At 71.3% G+C, this 16,874-nt stretch carries 23 protein-coding genes; 11 read left to right on the top strand and 12 right to left on the bottom strand.

The annotated features are described in order from the left end of the window. Positions 1-539, bottom strand: a 539-nt coding sequence (locus Q0W60_RS02730) for an aconitase family protein (RefSeq protein ID WP_297692309.1), incomplete at its 3' end; no start/stop codon positions are given. A gap of 354 nt (positions 540-893) precedes the next feature. On the opposite strand from Q0W60_RS02730, the gene ccmA reads away from it, so the two are divergent. The 9 genes from ccmA (at position 894) to Q0W60_RS02685 (ending at position 5,566) form a co-directional block, all read left to right on the top strand. Next, a complete protein-coding gene (gene ccmA, locus Q0W60_RS02725) occupies positions 894-1,496 on the top strand; it encodes a heme ABC exporter ATP-binding protein CcmA (protein ID WP_297692307.1) in 603 nt (200 codons plus the stop codon). Further along, entirely contained in the window at positions 1,493-2,158 is a 666-nt protein-coding gene (ccmB, locus tag Q0W60_RS02720; protein WP_297692305.1) for a heme exporter protein CcmB, read from the top strand. The genes ccmA and ccmB overlap by 4 nt, the downstream gene beginning before the upstream one ends. Before the next feature lie 194 nt (positions 2,159-2,352). Beyond that, positions 2,353-2,748, top strand: coding sequence for a Spy/CpxP family protein refolding chaperone (locus Q0W60_RS02715; protein ID WP_297692304.1), 396 nt, complete (start codon positions 2,353-2,355; stop codon positions 2,746-2,748). Positions 2,749-2,846: 98 nt separating this feature from the next. Beyond that, positions 2,847-3,530, top strand: coding sequence for a Spy/CpxP family protein refolding chaperone (locus Q0W60_RS02710; protein WP_297692302.1), 684 nt, complete (start codon positions 2,847-2,849; stop codon positions 3,528-3,530). 41 nt (positions 3,531-3,571) lie between these two features. Further along, the gene (gene ccmC / locus Q0W60_RS02705; RefSeq protein WP_297692301.1) at positions 3,572-4,300 is read left to right on the top strand and encodes a heme ABC transporter permease CcmC; all 729 of its coding nucleotides are present in this window, start codon (positions 3,572-3,574) and stop codon (positions 4,298-4,300) included. Positions 4,301-4,303: 3 nt separating this feature from the next. Then, the gene (gene ccmD / locus Q0W60_RS02700; protein WP_297692299.1) at positions 4,304-4,450 is read left to right on the top strand and encodes a heme exporter protein CcmD; all 147 of its coding nucleotides are present in this window, start codon (positions 4,304-4,306) and stop codon (positions 4,448-4,450) included. Then, the gene (locus Q0W60_RS02695) at positions 4,447-4,986 is read left to right on the top strand and encodes a DsbE family thiol:disulfide interchange protein (protein WP_297692297.1); all 540 of its coding nucleotides are present in this window, start codon (positions 4,447-4,449) and stop codon (positions 4,984-4,986) included. Before ccmD ends, Q0W60_RS02695 begins: the two co-directional genes overlap by 4 nt. 54 nt (positions 4,987-5,040) lie before the next feature. Then, a complete protein-coding gene (locus tag Q0W60_RS02690) occupies positions 5,041-5,286 on the top strand; it encodes a hypothetical protein (RefSeq protein ID WP_297692295.1) in 246 nt (81 codons plus the stop codon). Positions 5,287-5,362: 76 nt separating this feature from the next. After that, complete coding sequence (locus tag Q0W60_RS02685; protein ID WP_297692293.1) at positions 5,363-5,566, top strand: hypothetical protein; 204 nt, start codon at positions 5,363-5,365, stop codon at positions 5,564-5,566. On the opposite strand, the gene Q0W60_RS02680 is transcribed toward Q0W60_RS02685, so the two are convergent. Together Q0W60_RS02680 and ftsY are read right to left on the bottom strand one after the other, a co-directional pair. Next, positions 5,563-6,138 (bottom strand): septation protein IspZ, encoded by a 576-nt coding sequence (locus Q0W60_RS02680; RefSeq protein WP_297692291.1) that lies wholly within the window; start codon positions 6,136-6,138, stop codon positions 5,563-5,565. The genes Q0W60_RS02685 and Q0W60_RS02680 overlap by 4 nt on opposite strands. Further along, a complete protein-coding gene (ftsY, locus tag Q0W60_RS02675) occupies positions 6,135-7,139 on the bottom strand; it encodes a signal recognition particle-docking protein FtsY (protein ID WP_297692289.1) in 1,005 nt (334 codons plus the stop codon). Before ftsY ends, Q0W60_RS02680 begins: the two co-directional genes overlap by 4 nt. Between ftsY and Q0W60_RS02670 the strand changes: the two genes are divergently transcribed. Continuing rightward, the gene (locus tag Q0W60_RS02670; protein ID WP_297692287.1) at positions 7,138-7,767 is read left to right on the top strand and encodes a trimeric intracellular cation channel family protein; all 630 of its coding nucleotides are present in this window, start codon (positions 7,138-7,140) and stop codon (positions 7,765-7,767) included. The two genes, ftsY and Q0W60_RS02670, sit on opposite strands and share 2 nt — an antisense overlap. Before the next feature lie 29 nt (positions 7,768-7,796). On the opposite strand, the gene mtaB is transcribed toward Q0W60_RS02670, so the two are convergent. Together mtaB and dapF are read right to left on the bottom strand one after the other, a co-directional pair. Next, a complete protein-coding gene (gene mtaB, locus Q0W60_RS02665) occupies positions 7,797-9,146 on the bottom strand; it encodes a tRNA (N(6)-L-threonylcarbamoyladenosine(37)-C(2))-methylthiotransferase MtaB (protein ID WP_297692285.1) in 1,350 nt (449 codons plus the stop codon). Continuing rightward, complete coding sequence (gene dapF, locus Q0W60_RS02660; RefSeq protein WP_297692284.1) at positions 9,143-9,964, bottom strand: diaminopimelate epimerase; 822 nt, start codon at positions 9,962-9,964, stop codon at positions 9,143-9,145. Before dapF ends, mtaB begins: the two co-directional genes overlap by 4 nt. A 113-nt stretch (positions 9,965-10,077) precedes the next feature. Between dapF and Q0W60_RS02655 the strand changes: the two genes are divergently transcribed. After that, positions 10,078-12,153 (top strand): prolyl oligopeptidase family serine peptidase, encoded by a 2,076-nt coding sequence (locus Q0W60_RS02655; protein WP_297692282.1) that lies wholly within the window; start codon positions 10,078-10,080, stop codon positions 12,151-12,153. A gap of 132 nt (positions 12,154-12,285) precedes the next feature. Here Q0W60_RS02655 and Q0W60_RS02650 read toward each other — a convergent pair whose 3' ends face one another. The 7 genes from Q0W60_RS02650 to Q0W60_RS02620 form a co-directional block, all read right to left on the bottom strand. Further along, a complete protein-coding gene (locus tag Q0W60_RS02650; protein ID WP_297692280.1) occupies positions 12,286-12,759 on the bottom strand; it encodes a PadR family transcriptional regulator in 474 nt (157 codons plus the stop codon). A gap of 161 nt (positions 12,760-12,920) precedes the next feature. Continuing rightward, complete coding sequence (locus tag Q0W60_RS02645; RefSeq protein ID WP_297692278.1) at positions 12,921-13,814, bottom strand: hydrogen peroxide-inducible genes activator; 894 nt, start codon at positions 13,812-13,814, stop codon at positions 12,921-12,923. Between the two features lie 64 nt (positions 13,815-13,878). Next, entirely contained in the window at positions 13,879-14,403 is a 525-nt protein-coding gene (locus tag Q0W60_RS02640) for an SRPBCC family protein (protein ID WP_297692277.1), read from the bottom strand. 9 nt (positions 14,404-14,412) lie between these two features. After that, the gene (locus Q0W60_RS02635) at positions 14,413-14,988 is read right to left on the bottom strand and encodes a hypothetical protein (RefSeq protein WP_297692275.1); all 576 of its coding nucleotides are present in this window, start codon (positions 14,986-14,988) and stop codon (positions 14,413-14,415) included. Positions 14,989-15,066: 78 nt separating this feature from the next. Further along, positions 15,067-15,945: an aspartate/glutamate racemase family protein gene (locus Q0W60_RS02630; protein WP_297692273.1), complete on the bottom strand. Its 879-nt coding sequence runs from the start codon at positions 15,943-15,945 to the stop codon at positions 15,067-15,069. 9 nt (positions 15,946-15,954) lie between these two features. Then, positions 15,955-16,242 carry a DUF805 domain-containing protein gene (locus Q0W60_RS02625; RefSeq protein WP_366074962.1) on the bottom strand — a complete coding sequence of 96 codons (288 nt, stop codon included), beginning with the start codon at positions 16,240-16,242 and terminating at the stop codon, positions 15,955-15,957. A gap of 45 nt (positions 16,243-16,287) precedes the next feature. Beyond that, positions 16,288-16,824 (bottom strand): methylated-DNA--[protein]-cysteine S-methyltransferase, encoded by a 537-nt coding sequence (locus tag Q0W60_RS02620; protein WP_297692271.1) that lies wholly within the window; start codon positions 16,822-16,824, stop codon positions 16,288-16,290. Positions 16,825-16,874 lie beyond the last annotated feature (50 nt).

The following is a 16,874-nucleotide window of genomic DNA, read 5'->3' as shown; positions in this document are numbered from 1 at the left end:
CCGGTGCCGGGCGGCACCACACGGAAGCTGTTGAAGGCCGAGGAGCCCCAGCGGAGGAAGCGGTAGCGCTCCATGTTGCGCTCGTACTCGCGTTCCACGTTCTCGCCGAACGCCTTGGCCGTGCCGAAGTAGTCGACCATCACCGAGTGGTCGATCACCAGGTCCACGGCGTTCAGCGGGTTGATCTTCTCCGGATCGGCGCCGAGGCTGACCATGGCGTCGCGCATCGCGGCGAGATCGACCACCGCCGGCACGCCGGTGAAGTCCTGCATCAGCACCCGGGCCGGGCGAAAGCTGATCTCGTGCTCGACCGCGCCCTTGTTGTCGAGCCAGGCGGCGACGGCCTTGAGGTCGTCGAGGCCCACCGACTTGCCGTCCTCGTTGCGCAGCAGGTTCTCCAGCAGCACCTTCATAGAGACCGGCAGGCGCGAGACGCCCGAAAGTCCGGCTTCCTCGGCGGCGCGAAGGCTGTAGTAAGCATAGGTCTTGTCGCCCACCACGAGCTCGCGGCGGGTTTTCAGGCTGTCGACTGACGCCATCTGGGGGATCCTTCTTCTGTTCCCGGCCGAGCCACGACCCAAGGGATCGCGCGCTTTTAGAGGCGGACACACAGGTTCCGTCCCCGCGCGGCGTACGTCCCGGGGGGCGACGGCGGCCGGGCGCTTCATAGACCGCAGTCCCGGGCGCGTCCATGCGCCGGAAGGTTGGCTTCGATACCCTCCGGCTCATGGCTACCGGGACCTTCGCCCCTTGCGGGAGACGGTGGCCCCCGAAGGGGGTCCGATGAGGGGTCGAGCGAACCTCTCCTCACTTCAGGTCGACGCACGTCGGGGAATGGTCCACCCCTCATCCGTCGGCTTCGCCGACACCTTCTTCCGCAAGGAGAGAAGGAAATGATCTCCGGCCTGTCCCTCCGCGACCTCAGCGTCCGCCGCGGCGGGCGCGTGCTGTTCGAGCACCTGTCGCTCGAGCTCGCCGCCGGCGAGGCCTGCGCGCTCACCGGGCCGAACGGCGCCGGCAAGACCAGCCTGCTGCGCGCTGTGGCCGGCCTTGTGCGGTTCGAGGCCGGGGAGATCGCCTTTGCGGGCGCCGATCCGGAGAGCGCGCGCGGCGCAGGCTTGCACCTGGTCGGGCACCAGGACGGGCTGAAGCCGGCCCGCACCGCCTGGGAGGAGCTGCGCTTCTGGAGCCTCTGGTCGGGCGGCTCGGCCGAGGAGGCCCGCGCCGCGGCCGCGACGCTGGAGCTCGAGCCCCTGCTGGAGCTCGAGGTCCGCCGGCTCTCCGCCGGCCAGCGGCGGCGCCTCGCGCTCGCCCGTCTCGTCGCTGCGCCGCGCCCGCTGTGGCTGCTGGACGAGCCGCTCGCGCCCCTCGACGCCCGCTGGCGGAGCCGTTTCGGCGAGCTCATGGCGGCGCGCCTGGCCGCCGGCGGCCTGATCCTGGCCGCCGTGCATGACCCGTTGCCGGTCCCGGCCAGGACCCTGGAGCTCGCGACATGAGCCGGCTCTCGTCGCTGCTCGGCCGCGAGACCGCGCTCGCCTGGGGGCGCGGCGGCGGCCCGCTGGTGACGCTGGGCTTCTACGCCGGCGTCGCGACGCTCGTGCCGCTCGCGGTCGGGCCGGAAAGCCAGCGGCTCGCGGCGGTGGCGACCGGGCTTGCCTGGGTGGCGCTGGCGCTCGCCTCGCTGCTCTCCCTCGAGCGCCTGTTCGAACGCGACTTCGAGGACGGCGCTCTGGACCTCATTGTCCTGTCGCCGGCGCCCCTGGAGCTTGCCTGCGCCGTGAAGTGTCTCGGACAGTGGATCGCGACCGGCGCGCCGCTGGCGCTGGCGGCCCCCGTCGCCGCCATCGGCCTTGGCGCCTCACCGAACCTCGCGCCGCTGGTCTTCGCCTGCGCTGTGGCCGGAGGGCTCGCCTTCGCCTTCGTGGGCGGGATCGGCGCGGCGCTCAGCCTGGGCGCCCGGCGCGGCGGGCTGCTCACCGCCGTGATCGTCCTGCCGCTGTTCACGCCGCCGGTGATCTTCGGCGGTGGCGCGCTGTCGGCGTTCGCGTCCGGCCTGCCGTGGCAGGCGGGCTTCGCGCTCCTGGCGGCCTATGCCGCCGCCGCCGTGGCGCTCGGGCCGCTGGCGATGGCCGCCGCCTGTCGCAACGCCCTGTCCTGAACGCATGCCGGCTTGTCGCAGATCAATGACGGAAGCGCGCCAATGAGCACCGACTTTCCGGGTGAGAAGGAGGACATCCCGATGCGGCCCTCTCGATGGCGGCCGGCGCGAGCCTCGCTCAGCCGGCCCCCGCGCCCGCGGGGGCGCCCGGATCGCGCGCGGGCATGCACATGCAGCGCCCCGACCCCGCCCAAATGGCTGAGCGCCACGCCCAGCACCTGCGCGACACCCTGCAGCTCCGCAGGGACCAGGAGCCGGCGCTCAACGCATTTGTCGCCGCCATGCAGCCGTCGACGGCCGAGCAAGGGCGAGGCCGCGAGGCGATGCGGGGCCTGACCACGCCCCAGCGGCTCGACCGCATGCAGGCGCGGATGGCCGAGCGCGAGACCCGCTTCCGCCGGCAGTCCGAGGCGATCCGCCGCTTCTACGCCCAGCTCACCCCGGCCCAGCAGAAGGCTTTCGACGCCCTGCCGATGATGGGCCACATGGCCGGCCGGCGCGGGATGGACGGGATGGGCGGCATGCACGGCGGTCGCGGCATGATGCACGGGCCAGGGCCCGACGGCCGCGGCCCCGCGCCAGAGCGCTGACATTACGAAGGTTTAAGGCGGGGCGCCTGCCCGCGGGCGCCTTTTCGCCATAATCGCGCCCGAGCCTCCGAGCTCCGCCATTCATCAGGAGCACGGCGATGATCCGGCGCTACACCTACCTTTTCGCGGGCGCGGCGTTCGCCCTCTATGCGGCGGCCGGCGCGGTCGCCTTCGCGCAGCCGGCGCCCTCGGCCAAGGGGCCCTCCGAGTCGGTCGTGCGCAGCACCACGGACGGCCAGAGCCACGAGGTGCGGATCGTGCGGGACGCTTCAGGCCGGACGACCATCACCCGCGATGGCCAGACCACCGTCATCGACCCCCGCCAGATAGCCATGGACGCGCGCCGGATGGCGCTCGACGTGCCGCGCCATGGCGATACGGCCGAACACCTGCGCAACGCCCTGCAGCTGCGGCCCAACCAGGAAGCCGCGCTCGCCGCCTATGTGAAGGCGATGCACCCCGAGCGGACCATGATCTTCCGCTCCGGCGAACGCGACGCCGCGACCACGCCCGAACGCCTCGCCCAGATGGAGCGGCGGCTCGCCGAGCACGATGCGGCCGCGCGGGCCTACATCCAGGCGACGCGCCAGTTCTACGACCAGCTCGATCCGCGCCAGAAGGCGGCTTTTGACGAACTGCGCCTGGGCGATGGCCCGATGGGCATGATGCGCCAGATCCGCTTCGTGCGGGCGATGCCGCGCATGCCGCCGATGCCGGCCATCCCGCCGGTCCCGCCTGCGCCGATGGCCCCTCCGCCGCCGGCCGCGCCGCCCCACCTGTAGGCGTGCTTGCGGCCGGCCGCAACGGGGGCTAATCCGCGCCGATGGTCGCCGCGCCCGCCTTCCTCGCCAATCCGGAGCGGTTCATGGCTTTCTCGCGGTGGGCCGCCCCGACGTTCGGGGTCATCGCCGCCGTGCTCGCCCTCGCGGGCCTCTATCTCGGCTGGACCGCGCCCGACGACTACCAGCAGGGCGCAACCGTTCGGATCATGTTCATCCACGTGCCGGCCGCCTGGATGAGCCTCTTCGTCTACTTCTGCCTCGGCGTCGCGAGCCTGTTGGCGCTGGTGTTCCGCCACGTTCTGGCCGACGCCGCGGCGCAGGCCGCCGCCCCGCTCGGCGCCGGCTTCACTTTCCTGGCGCTGGTCACCGGCTCGCTGTGGGGCCGGCCGATGTGGGGCGCGTGGTGGGTGTGGGACGCGCGCCTGACATCGGTGCTGGTCCTGTTCCTGTTCTACGTCGCCTACATCGCGCTGCGGGCCTCCATCGACGACGAGACCAAGGCCGGGCGCGCAGCGGCCATCCTGGCGCTCGTGGGTCTGGTCAACCTGCCGATCGTCCACTTCAGCGTCGACTGGTGGAACACCCTGCATCAGGGCGCCTCGGTGTTCCGGCTGGGCGGACCGACGCTGGCGACCGTCTACTTGTGGCCGCTGCTGCTGATGGCGCTCGCCTACATGGCGGCGTTCGGCGCGTTGTGGCTGGTGCGGATCCGCGGCGAGCTGTGGCGCCGCCGCGCGGAGGCCGCGGCGCTCCGGTCCGCGCGGGCGTGAACGATGGCTGACCTCTCCGGCGGCAGGTACGCGGCCTACATCTGGCCGGCCTACGGGGTCACGGCGGTGGTGTTCGCGGGCCTGATCCTCTCCAGCCTCCTGCATGCGCGGCGCTGGCGCTCGCGCGCGGAGCGCGAGCGCGAGCGATGAGCCGCTGGCTCGCCATCCTGCCGCTGGTGGTCCTGGTCGGCCTGGGCCTGCTGTTCGGGCTGAAGAGCCTGCATCGCAATCCGCAGGTCCAGCCGCACGCCCTGGTCGGCAAGCCGATGCCCGACCTGACGCTCCCCAGCCTCGATGACGGCCAACCGGTTCGCCTGCGCGACCTCACCAAGGGCGGGCCGGTGCTGGTCAACTTCTTCGCCTCCTGGTGCGCCCCCTGCGAGGTCGAGGCGCCCGTGCTGATGAAGCTGAAGGCCGAAGGCGTGCGCATCGTGGGTGTGGCCTACGAGGACGTCCCGCCGCGCGGCTCCGAGGACGCCACCCGCGTGTTCCTCACCCGGCTCGGCGACCCTTACCTGCAGCGGCTCGAGGACGGCAGCGGCCGGGCCGGCGTGGAGTTCGGCGTCACCGGCGTTCCGGAGACCTATCTGGTGGGCGCCGACGGGATGGTGCTCGACAAGCACACCGGCCCGCTGGAAGCCTCCGACGCGGAGGCTCTGGCCCGACGCGCGTTAACCGCCCGTTGAGCCGGCCGCCGCCAATCTCGCTCTCGCGTTAACCATAATTCTCAAGAGCCCGCCGTGACCTCGCCCGTGCGCCCGCCGATCCTTCCCTCCGTCACCCCGACTCCGGCGACGGGGCGCGGCGATCCCGCGCGGCTTGCGGCCCAGCGCGCCTTCTTCGACATGGCGATGGGCAAGGCCGCCGCGCCCGCCGCGTCGACGGCGCAACCGGCTGCGGCCACGATGCAGCCCGCGTCCGCGGCTACGGCGCAATCGCCTGGCAGGATTCCGCGGCCCGGCTCGCTGCTGGACATCCGGGTCTGATGCGCTGACGCTAAATCCCTGAAATTAACTATCTTTAGTCTGGAACGGCTCGCGCACGACGCGAGTTTGGAGCTTTATGAGTGGACGGGAAGACCGGATCTACGACGAGGCGGCGGCGCTGTGGCGCGAGCTGTTCGGCGAGCCTCCGCCGATCCGCGCCGACGCTGGGATGATGCTCGACGTCATCATGAAGAGCCTGCCCGAGAAGCCCTACGAGCGCCTGGCCTCGCCGCACCTTCGCCCCTCGCAGATCGCCGGGCCGCGCGTCCCCGTCCACTAGGGTTTCGGTCCCGTCCCCGGCTCCTCTTCGGCGTGCTTGAGGATCAGCGGCGTCTGGCTGAGCGCGAACAGGAAGATCAGCACCACCGTGCCCGGGAATTTGTAGAGCGCCCAGACGCGCGTCGACTGGGTGCGCCAGACGACCTCGTTGCCGATCGCCAGGGCGGCGAACAGCAGGGCGTAGCGCAGGGTGAGCGTGCGCACGACGGGATCGGGCAGGTGGAAGGCCTCGCCCATCAGCGCCTTCAAGGGGTTCTTGCCGCGCAGCGCGCCGGTCAGCAGGAAGAGCGCGATGCCGCCGTCGAGGATGGTGAGCTTCATCTTGATGATCCGCTCGTCGTGGAAGACGAGGGTCGCGCCGCCGAAGATCACCCCGAACAGCGCGGTGACCAGCGGCATCGGGGCGAGCCGCTTCTCCAGCACCAGCCCCGCGGCAAGCGCCGCCAGCGAGCCCGCCACCACCGCCCAGCTCGCCGCGATCGCGCTGCCGGTGATCGCGATGGTGACGAGGAAGGCGACGAGCCCGGCGTAGTCGACGAACAGGCGCACCCAGCGGCCGAGCTTCGGGCTCATCGGGCGGGATCCGCGAGGCCCACCAGCGAGCGGGCGAAGGCGCGCGCATCGAACGCCTGCAGGTCCTCGATCTGCTCGCCCACGCCGATCAGCTTGATCGGCGAATCCGACGCCTGCGCCACCGGCACCAGGACCCCGCCGCGCGCGGTGCCGTCGAGCTTGGTCATCACGATGCCGGAGACGCCGATCTGATTGCCGAAGATGTTCTCCTGGGCGAGCGCGTTGCGCCCGACCGTCGCGTCGAGCACCAGCAGCGTCTCGTGCGGCGCCTCGGGATCCAGTCGTTTGATCACCCGGATGATCTTCAGGAGCTCGTCCATCAGCCCCTGCTTGTTCTGCAGCCGGCCGGCGGTGTCGATCAGCACGACGTCGTAGCCCTTGGCCTTGGCGGTCTCGACGGCGTCGTAGGCCAGCCCCGCCGCGTCGGAGCCGGTCGGCCGGCTGACGAAATCGGCGCCCGCCCGGTCGGCCCAGACCTTCAGCTGCTCCACCGCCGCGGCGCGGAACGTATCGCCGGCCACCACCAGCACCTTGGCGCCGCGCGCAGTGAGGTCGGCCGCGATCTTGCCCAGCGTGGTGGTCTTGCCCGAGCCGTTCACCCCGATGAACAGCACGATGTACGGCCTGGGTCCCGACAGCGGCTCGAAGCGGCCGACCCGCGAGGCGAGCTCGTCACCGATCGCCTCGGCGAGCGCCGCCTTGATCTCCGCCTCGTCGACGTCCTTGCCGAACGTCTCGGCCGCGAACCGCTCGGTGATCCGGGCGGCGGAGTGCGGGCCGAGGTCGGCTTCGATGAGCATCTCCTCCAGCTCGTCGAGCTTGGCCTGGCTCAGCGGCTCCTTCACCGCGAAGACCTGGGCGATCTGGTCGCCCATCTGCTTCGAGGTGCGGGACAGGCCCGCCGTCAGGCGTTGGAACCAGCCCGTCTTCGGTTCGCTCATGGGCGGCCTTCTAGCGAGGGAGTTGCGGTGCGTCACGCCTGACCTCAGGGTGCACGCCATGGACGCGCTCGCGCCGACCCTGAGCCTCCTCGACTATGCCGCCGTCGCCGTGTTCGGCGCGACCGGGGCGCTGGCGGCCGCGCGCCGCAAGCACGACATCGTCACCTTCGGCTTCTTCGCCGCGGTCACCGGGGTGGGTGGAGGCACGCTGCGCGACCTTCTGATCGGGGCGCCCGTGTTCTGGGTAGGACGCCCGGCCTACCTCGTCGTCGCCGCCGGCGCGGCGCTGGCGATCTGGCTGTTCGGCTGGGGCCGCCGTGGCGAGCGGATCCTCACCTGGCTCGATGCGCTCGGCATGGCCGCCTACGCGGTTGTGGGCGCGCTGAAGGCGCTGTCGCTGGGCGCGCCCCCGCTCTCGGCCGTGGTCATGGGGGTGCTGACCTCGACCTTCGGCGGGATCATCCGCGACGTGCTGGCCGAGGAGCCCTCGGTGCTGCTGCGGCGCGAACTCTATGTCACCGCGGCCCTGGCGGGCGCAGCCGCCTTCGTCGCCCTGCGGCTCACAGGCCTCGCCATCTGGCCGGCCAGTCTCGCCGGCTTCCTGATCGCCTTCGCCACCCGCGCCGGCGCGATCGTGTTCGAGTGGTCGCTGCCCGGCTTTCCGGGCAGGGCGCCGCCAACGGCCTAGCCCCTCTCCCGCAACCCGAAGAGGCGCCCTTACTCCGCCGCCCCCGGCGCCCACAGCTTGCCGAGCGCGCGCCGGCCGTCGTGGCCGGTCACCTGCAGGGCCAGGATTTCCCCCGGGCGACCCGGGCCCTCGAACGCCACTTCCGAGAAGTCCTCGGCGCGCGCCAGGCCCGGACGCTCGACCAGGCCCAAGACCGTGCGCCCGACCTGCCGCGCCAGATGCCGCGCCAGCGCCGCCTCGCCGGCGCCCCGCAGCCTCGCCGCCCGCGCCTTGACCACCGCCCGCGGCAGCTGCGGCATGCGCGCCGCAGGCGTCCCCGGCCTGGGGCTGAACGGAAAGACGTGCAGGAACGAGAGGCCCGCCGCCTCGACCAGCGACAGCGTGTTCTCGAACATCGCCGCGGTCTCGGTCGGGAAGCCCGCTATCAGGTCGGCGCCGAACGCCACGTCGGGCCGCGCGGCCCGCACCTCTGCGGCCAGCTTCAGCGCATCGGCGCGGCTGTGCCGGCGCTTCATGCGCTTCAGGATCATGTCGTCGCCCGCCTGCAGCGAGAGGTGCAGGTGGGGCATGAGCCGCGGCTCCTCAGCCAGGCAGCGCAGCAGGTCGGCGTCGATCTCCGCCGCATCGATCGACGAGAGCCTGAGCCGCGGCAGGTCCGGGACCAGCTTCAGAATCCGCGCGACCAGCTGGCCGAGCGTGGGCTGGCCGGGCAGGTCGGCGCCCCAACTGGTTATGTCGACGCCGGTCAAGACCACCTCGCGGCAGCCCTGCGCCGCCAGCCGCTCGACGTGCGCCACCACCTCGCCGGCCGCCGCCGAGCGCGAGTTCCCGCGCCCGTAGGGGATGACGCAGAACGTGCAGCGGTGGTCGCAGCCGTTCTGCACTTCGACGTAGTCGCGCGCGCGGCCCTGCAGGCGGCCAATCTCCTTGGTGATCAGGCGGCCCGCGGCCTCGCGCACGCGCATGATGTCGTTAACCCGCACGCGTCGGCCCTCGTGCCGAGGGGCGTAGGCGCCCGGCGCCGACTTCTCGGCGTTGCCCAGCACCAGGTCGACCTCCGGCATGGCCGCGAACGCCTGCGGATCGATCTGCGCCGCGCAGCCGGTGACGATCAGCTTCGCGCCCGGCCGCTCGCGGCGCGCGCGCCGGATCGCCTGCCGCGCCTGCCGAACCGCCTCGCCGGTCACCGCGCAGGTGTTGAACACCACCGCGCCCTCGAGCCCATCCTCGGCGGCCCGCGCCCGGATGAGCTCGCTCTCGTAGGCGTTCAGCCGGCAGCCGAAGGTGACGATGCGAACGCTCTCGTTCGCGTCGTCATCCCGGAACGGCGCGCCGGCGTCGCGTCCGGGATCCGGGCCGTGTTCAGCCGGGTCGCTCATGGCAGCTGGCCCGCGAAATCGACGGCCGCGGGCCCGGTCATGATCACGTGGTTGTCGGCGCGCCACTCGATCAGCAGTTCGCCGCCGTCCACCTCCACCGTCGCCGTCCGATCGGCCAGGTCCCGCCGCGCCGCCGCCACGACCGCCGCGCAGGCGCCAGTGCCGCAGGCCTTGGTCAGTCCTGCGCCCCGCTCCCAGACCCGCAGCCGGATGCGGCGGCGGTCCACGATCTGGGCGAAGCCGACGTTGACGTGCTCGGGGAACAGCGGATGCCGCTCGATCGCCGGCCCGGCCTCGGTCACCGGCGTCTCGGCGAGATCGGTGACGAAGAACACCACGTGCGGATTGCCCATGGAGACGCAGGCCGGCGGCGCGCCGAGTTGCGGGTGCTCGTAGAGCACGACGTCCAGCGCCCGCGTGTCGCGCGGCTCGGACAGCGGGATCTGATCCCAGGCGAGCCGGGGCTCGCCCATGTCGACGCTGACCAGCCGCTCGCCGGCCCGCGCGGCCCGAAGCCGCCCGGCCTTGGTCTCGAGGACCGCCTCGTCCTTGCCGGCGGCCTGCATGATCAGCCAGCCGACGCAGCGCGCGCCGTTGCCGCAGGCGGCGACCTCTTCGCCGTCCGAGTTCCAGAAGCGCACGCGGGCGTCGGCGCCTGCGGCCGGCTCGATGGCGATCAGCTGGTCGCAGCCGACGCCCGCGGCGCGGTCGGCGATCGCGCGCACCTCCGCCGCGGTCGGCGAGAACGGCTGCGAGCGGGTCTCGACGACGACGAAGTCGTTGCCGAGCCCGTTCATCTTGAGAAACGGACGGCTCATGGCCGCGGACATATAGGCGAGAAGAGCAAGTAAGGCACGCCGAGACCCCGCTCCTTCTTCCCTTGCGGGAGAAGGGGAAGACAGGACCGCACTCCTCTCCTAGAACGCCGGGCATGAAGTTGCTGGTTGTTGCGCTCGCCGCGCTGATCCTTGCCCCGGCCGCCGCCCACGCGCAGACCAATTCGCCCGATCCCTTCCTGTGGCTGGAGAACATCGATGCGCCCCGGTCGATGGCCTGGGTCGAGCAGCAGAACGCGCGCACCGCCAAGCGGCTGGAGAGCGATCCGCGATACGCCGTCTTCCACGGCGAGGCGCTGGCCATCTTCACGGCCCAGGATCGCATCCCCGACCCCCGCTTCCGCGCCGGCGGGATCGACAACTTCTGGCAGGACGGCCAGCACGTGCACGGCCTCTGGCGGCACGCGACGCTCGCCAGCTACCGCATGGTCGCGCCGCAGTGGGAGACGCTGCTCGACCTCGATCAGCTCTCGAAGGCCGAGGGCAAGAACTGGATCTGGAAGGGTGCGACCTGCCTCAAGCCGGAGGAACGGCTGTGCCTCGTGCGGCTCTCCAACGGCGGCTCCGACGCGGTCGAGGTCCGCGAATTCGACACCCGGACAAAGGCCTTCGTTCCGAACGGCTTCCGCTTCGCGACCGGCAAGCAGAGCCTGGCATGGCTCGATTCCGACACGCTGATCGTCGGGCGCGAGTGGACGCCTGGCGAGGTGACCCAGTCAGGCTACGCCTATGTGCTGAAGATCGTGAAGCGCGGCCAGTCGCCGCGCGAGGTGTTCCGCGGCAAGCCGACCGATGTCTCCGCCCAGCCGATCGCCCTCTATGGGCCTGACGGCCGCACCGACGGAATCGTGGTGCGCCGTGGCGTCACCTTCTTCCAGAGCGAATTCAGCCTGCTCGCCGACAATGGGCCGGTGCGCATTCCGCTGCCGCTCAAGGCGGAGTACCAGGACCATGTCGCGGGCCGCCTGGTCTTCGCGCTCAAGGAGCCGTGGCGCGGCTTCAAGGCCGGCGCGCTCATCGCCTACGACCTGGCCGAGCTGGAGCGCGATCCTGCCGCGGCCCGGCCCCAGCTGATCTTTCAGCCCCGCCCGCGCCAGGCCGTCCAGGACGTCCGCGCCTCCAAGGACCGGCTGATCGTCGACCTGCTGGAGGACGTGAAGGGCGTTGTCGACGTCTACGGCTTCGCCGACGGCCGCTGGAGCGTCCGCCGGCTAGACCTGCCGAAGGACGCCAACATCAACCTGGTCGACGCCGCCGATCAGACCCACCGGGCCTTCGTCGAAGCCGAGGGGTTCCTCGATCCCACCTCGCTCTGGTTCGTCGACACCGCCTCCGAAGAGACGGTCAAGCTCAAGCAGCTGCCGCCGAGGTTCGACGCATCCAAGGACCTGGTCGAGCAGTACTGGGCGACCTCCGCCGACGGCACGAAGATTCCCTACTTCGTGATCCGCCCGAAGGCTGCGCCGCTGAACGGCTCGACGCCCACGATCATGTACGGCTACGGCGGCTTCGAGGTCGCCAAGCCCCCCATCTACCTGCCCGAGATGGGCAAGATCTGGCTGGAGCGCGGCGGCGCCTACGTGATCGCCAACATCCGCGGCGGCGGCGAGTTCGGCCCCGCCTGGCACGAGGCGGCGCTGCGCGAGCACCGGCAGCGCTCGTTCGACGACTTCGCCGCGGTGGCGCGCGACCTGTTCAAGCGGGGGATCACCTCGCCGCGGCGCCTGGGCATCTACGGCCGTTCGAACGGCGGGGTCTTGATGAGCGTCTCCATGACCCAGCATCCCGAGCTCTGGAACGCCGTCGTCATCGAGAGCCCGCTGATCGACATGCTTCGCTACAACCACCTCTCGGCGGGCGGGTCGTGGATGGGCGAGTATGGCGATCCGGACAAGCCGGCCGACCGGGCGTTCATCGCCAGGTACTCGGCCTACCAGTACCTGAAGCCCGGGATGCATTACCCGGAGCCCTACATCACCACCAACACCCGCGACGACCGGGTGCACCCTGGTCATGCGAGGAAGTTCGCCGCCAGGCTGCAGGCGATGGGCTACCCCTACCTCTATTACGAGCAGACCTTCGGCGGCCACGCCAACGACGCCGACCCCGAGCTCAACGCTCGCCGCTGGGCGAGGCACTACACCTACCTCGCCGAGAAGCTGATGGACTGAGCCGTGAGCTGCTCCTCCGTCAGGGGGAGCTGTCGCGGATCGACTGAGGGGGTTTCCGCTCAAAAAGCCGCGGCTGAAACCCCCTCCGGTCCTCTGGGCCGCCTCCCCGCCCGGGGGAGGACCGAAGGACCTTCAGCTCTTCTCGATCGCCGAGGCGGTGTCGTCGAGGATGTTGACGATGCGGTCGATCTCCTCGGCGGTGATCGGTCGCCGGGAGAGCCGCTGCTGCAGGGCCATCCCGAGGTTGGTCATGGCGCGCGCGATCCGCGGGCGGCTCGACTCCGAGCTCTCCGCCACCTCGGCCATGCGGGCGAAGATCGCGTCCACGTGGCCGCGGGCCGCCTCCAGCGCCTTCTTTCCCTCCTCGGTGGGCTCGTAGAGCTTGCGGCCGACCTCGCCGCCCGCCTGGCGCACCAGCCCCTCGTCCTCGAGCATCGCCAGGGTCGGATAGATGACGCCCGCGCTCGGCCGATAGGCGCCGCCCGTGCGCTCCTCCAGCTCCTTGATCAGCTCGTAGCCGTGCCGCGGCTGCTCGGCGATCAGCGCCAGCGCCACGAACCGCAGGTCGCCGTGCTCCAGGAGCCGGCCAAGCCGTCTGCCGCGCATCCGCCCCCGGGCCGCGTAACGTTCCCATCCATGGCGCATGCGCTCTTCATAATGTCCGGCGTACCGATCCCGCCACATGTTTTCGCTCCTATCGAAACATATCGATATCGTCGATATATCTGAACCGTGTCGGACTGCAAGCCCTCTCGATATGTCTGATTTCAGCTGCGCAGCGTCTCGGCCAGCAGCCGGCCCTCGGCGCCGCGGCTGGAGCCAGCGCGCCAGACGACCACGATTTCGCGGCTCGGATGGTCGGCCCTGATCGGGCGCACGGCCACGGGGGCCCCGTCGGTGAGCCCCGCCTCAACCGCCATCGCCGGCAGGAAGGTGACGCCAAGGCCCGAGCCCACCATCTGCACCAGCGTCGGCAGCGAGGTGGCGGCGAACACCTCCTCGCCGGCCGCGGCCTTCGGCGGCTTCAGCCCGCAGGCGGCCAGCGCATGCTCGCGCAGGCAGTGGCCGTCCTCCAGCAGGATCAGCCCCTCGCGCTCCAGCGCCTCGGGCTCGGTCTGCCGCTGTCCGGCGAGCGGATGGTTGGCCGGCATGGCGGCCAGCAACTCGTCGTCGGCCACGTGCGCGTAGTGCAGCCCGGCCAGGTCGTAGGGCAGCGCGATCAGCGCCGCGTCGAGCTGGCCCGCCCTGAGCGCCGCGACCAGCCGGTGGGTCAGGTCCTCGCGCAGGAAGAGACGCAGCTTCGGGAACCGGTCGCGGAGCAGGGGAAGCGCGCGCGGAAGCAGGAACGGGGCGATGGTCGGGATGACGCCCAGCCGGAAGCGGCCGGTCAGCGGCTGGCTCGCGTTCTTGGCGCTCTCCACCAGTTCCTCGGCCTCGTTGAGGATGATCCGCGCGCGCCGGAGCGCCTCCTCGCCGACCGGCGTCAGGATCACCCCGCTCCGCGCCCGCTCCGCGACCGGCGCGCCCAGGCACCGCTCCAGCTCCTGGATGCCGGCCGAGAGCGTCGGCTGGGTGACGTGGGCGGCCTCGGCGGCGCGGCCGAAGCTGCCGTGCTCGACGAGCAGCTTGAGGTACTGGAGTTGGCGAAGGGTCGGCAGCATGACTCATATATAGAGCAGGTCTATCCGTTCGCCATACGCCATAGACCCGGCCGTGCCGGATGGACTACTCGGGCTTGCCGGTCTCCAGGTATTTCTTCAGCCGCGCGAGCTGCTGGCCCATGACCATGTCCACCGGCGCGGCGTAGGTCTCGGCGAGACCGCCCTTGGCATAGCCGCCGACGTCGTAGGTCAGGGTGAGGTTCGTCGCCGATCCGTCCGGCTTCAGGGCGAAGGTGAGGCTGCCGGCCGCGCCGGTCGCCTGCAGCGGTCCAAGCGCGCCGGAGAGCCTGAGCAGCGAGCGCCCGTCGGCATAGCTGATCGTCATGTGGCGCACCGCGCCATGCGGCAGTTGCTCGCAGAAGCAGCCCGCCGGGTCGATGTAGAGGTTCTTGGCCGCGCCGGTGAAGGTGTGGCGGCTGTCCCACCACGCTGAAGGCCGCATCAGCGCCGACCAGACCTTGCCGGCGGGCGCGGCGATGGTTGCGCTCTCCACCACCTCGAAGCCCGCCGCCGACCTGTCGGTGACCTCGGCCCGCGCAGCCCCTGTCCAGAGGACCGCAAGCGCGGCCGCCGCCCAGATCCCCCTCATTCGAGACGCCTACTTCGGCGCGGCCACGGCGATGAACGCGGCCGACAGCTTGCCGCCCGCGCCGGGCACGGCGAGCGCCTGCACCGTCTCGCCGGTCTTCACCGCGGCGATGTCGCCCGGCGCCAGCCGGGTCACCGGCGTGCCGGCCGGCACCACCACGTGCTGCGGGGCGGACGCGCCGTAGTCGACCTCGAGGTCCTCGCCCTTCGGGGTGGCCGAAACCGACTTCACGTGGCCGTTGGTCATCACCAGGTGCTTATCGGCGTCCATCACCGAATGGACGTTCGGACCGTTGTCCATCATGTGCACCTCGGCGGCCTGGCCGTTGCCGGTCGCGTCGGTGACGTTGGCGGTGCCGAGGTAGGCGCCCGGCTTGATGTCGGCGGCCGAGGCCTTCTGCTGCACCAGGATGCGGGTCTGCGGGGTGATGGCGAGGTCCACGTCGCCGGAGGCGGCGGTGATCACCACATGGCTGGCGTCGGCCGCCTTGACCGTGCCGGTCAGGCGCTGGCCTTGCGGCATCTGGGCGGACGCGGCGCCGGCGAGCGCGAGCGCCGCGGCGGCGAGGGTGAGGCGGACGAGCATGGGCGATTCCTTGATCTGTGGCGGGCCGAACAGCGTTCGGCGTCAGGCCCTTACGCCCCCGGAGCGGGCGGCGGCCAATCAGATTTTCTGGACGGCCGCGACCGGCTGCGCCGCCTCGAACAGCAAGGGCGCGCCCCAGAAGGTCTCGACCAGGCCGTTCTGCGGCCCGGGCGTTCCGGTGGTCAGGAAGCGGCGGCTGCCGCCATCGCCCGGATCGTATTCCGGATGCTGCGCCAGGTAGCGCGCCAGCGCCTCGGCGGTGGCTTCCGGCTGGTGGATCACCGGCGTGCCCGGCGGCAGCGCCTGGCCGAACAGGTCGGCTACGATCTCGTAGTGGGTGCAGCCCAGGATGGCCCGGTCAGGATTGCGACCGATCCGCTTCTTGAGCGCCGCCACGTGGCCGGCCACAGCTGCGGCCAGCGCCTCGCGCGGGGCGTTGGTCTCGATCATCCGCGCGAGGTCCGGGCAGGGCTCGGAGAACACCGCCACGTCCTGCCGCCGCTTGTCGACCTCGATCTCGTAGACCCGGCTGGCGGCGGTGGCGGGCGTCGAGAATACGCCGACGACGTCGACCTTCTCCACCTTGTCGTCCAGCCGCTCGGCCTCGTGCGCCCAGGGCAGACCGGTCGCCGCCTCGATGGTCGGCACGACGATGCCCAGCACGTTCACCGGCCGGCCCAGCCGGCGGCGGTAGCCCGGCAGCCAGGTCTGCTGCAGGCGGCGGAGCGCGACTGAGGCGGCCGTATTGCAGGCCAGCACCACCAGCGAGCAGCCCTCCGCGAACAGCCGCTCGCAGCCGGCCTTGGTCAACTCGACGATCTCCTCGCCCGGCCGGCCGCCATAGGGGGTGTTGGCCTGGTCGGCGAGGTAGACGAAATCGGCCTTCGGAAAGCGCTCCACGAGCTTGTGGTGGACCGAAAGCCCCCCCACCCCGGAATCGAACACCCCGATCGACATGGGTCGGTGTTACCGAGGCTCTCGCGCGGAGTCACCTGGGCAGCGCCGCAATCCCTGGGGCCGATCAGGCGAACACCTCGGAAGCCCCGGTCTCGCCCGGCGGCGGACGAACCGGTTCGGTCCCGGCGTGCCGGGCAATAGGTGAAAGACAAACAGAACCAGAGCGCCTAGCAGGGGGATGAGGTTGAGCAGCACCCACCACGCGCTTCGATCGATGTCGTGCAAACGCCGGAACTGCACCGCAAGGCTTGGAATGGCGCTGCCGAGGAACGCCACTGCGAGTCCGAGATCAGCGATGATGGATCCGAGATCTCCCAGTAGGACCCCCAGGATCGCATGGACCTAGGCGAACAGCTGGCCTTGAGCGGCCGCCTTCGCGCCTTCGATCGCCAGCAGCTTCAGCTTCGTCGTCACGCCTCCGCGCGCCGAAAACCCGCCCGGCTTGCCGCCCGCGGCGGTCACCCGGTGGCAGGGCACGACGATCGGCCACGGATTCTTGCCCAGCGCCTGGCCGACGTCGCGCGCCAGGAGCTTGTCGCCGAGCCGCTCGGCGATCTCGCCGTAGGTCAGGGTTTCGCCGGGCGGAATGGCGCGGGCGAGCGCGTAGACGCGGGCGTGGAACTCCGGCGTGCGGGAGAGGTCGAGGGCGACGCCGGTCAGGTCGGTCGGCTCGCCGGCCAGCTGGCGGGCGATGGCCGCCATCACGGCGCTTACCTCGGGCGGGGCCCCCGTCTCGGCGGCGTCCGGGAAGCGGTGGGCGAGACCGCGGCGCGCGGTCTGCGGCTCGCGCTCCGGCAGGTGCACGGCCACAAGCCCGGCCTCGCCCCAGGCGAGCCCGGCCCAGCCGATCGCGGTCTCGAAGATGCCGTAATGGATCATGCCGTCGATATAGCCCGGACCGCCGCGACGCGCTGGCGGTTTTCGGACAC

This window comes from Phenylobacterium sp. (genome assembly GCF_025934275.1).
GTDB lineage: Bacteria > Pseudomonadota > Alphaproteobacteria > Caulobacterales > Caulobacteraceae > Phenylobacterium.
This window is presented reverse-complemented; position numbering and strand designations above follow the sequence as displayed.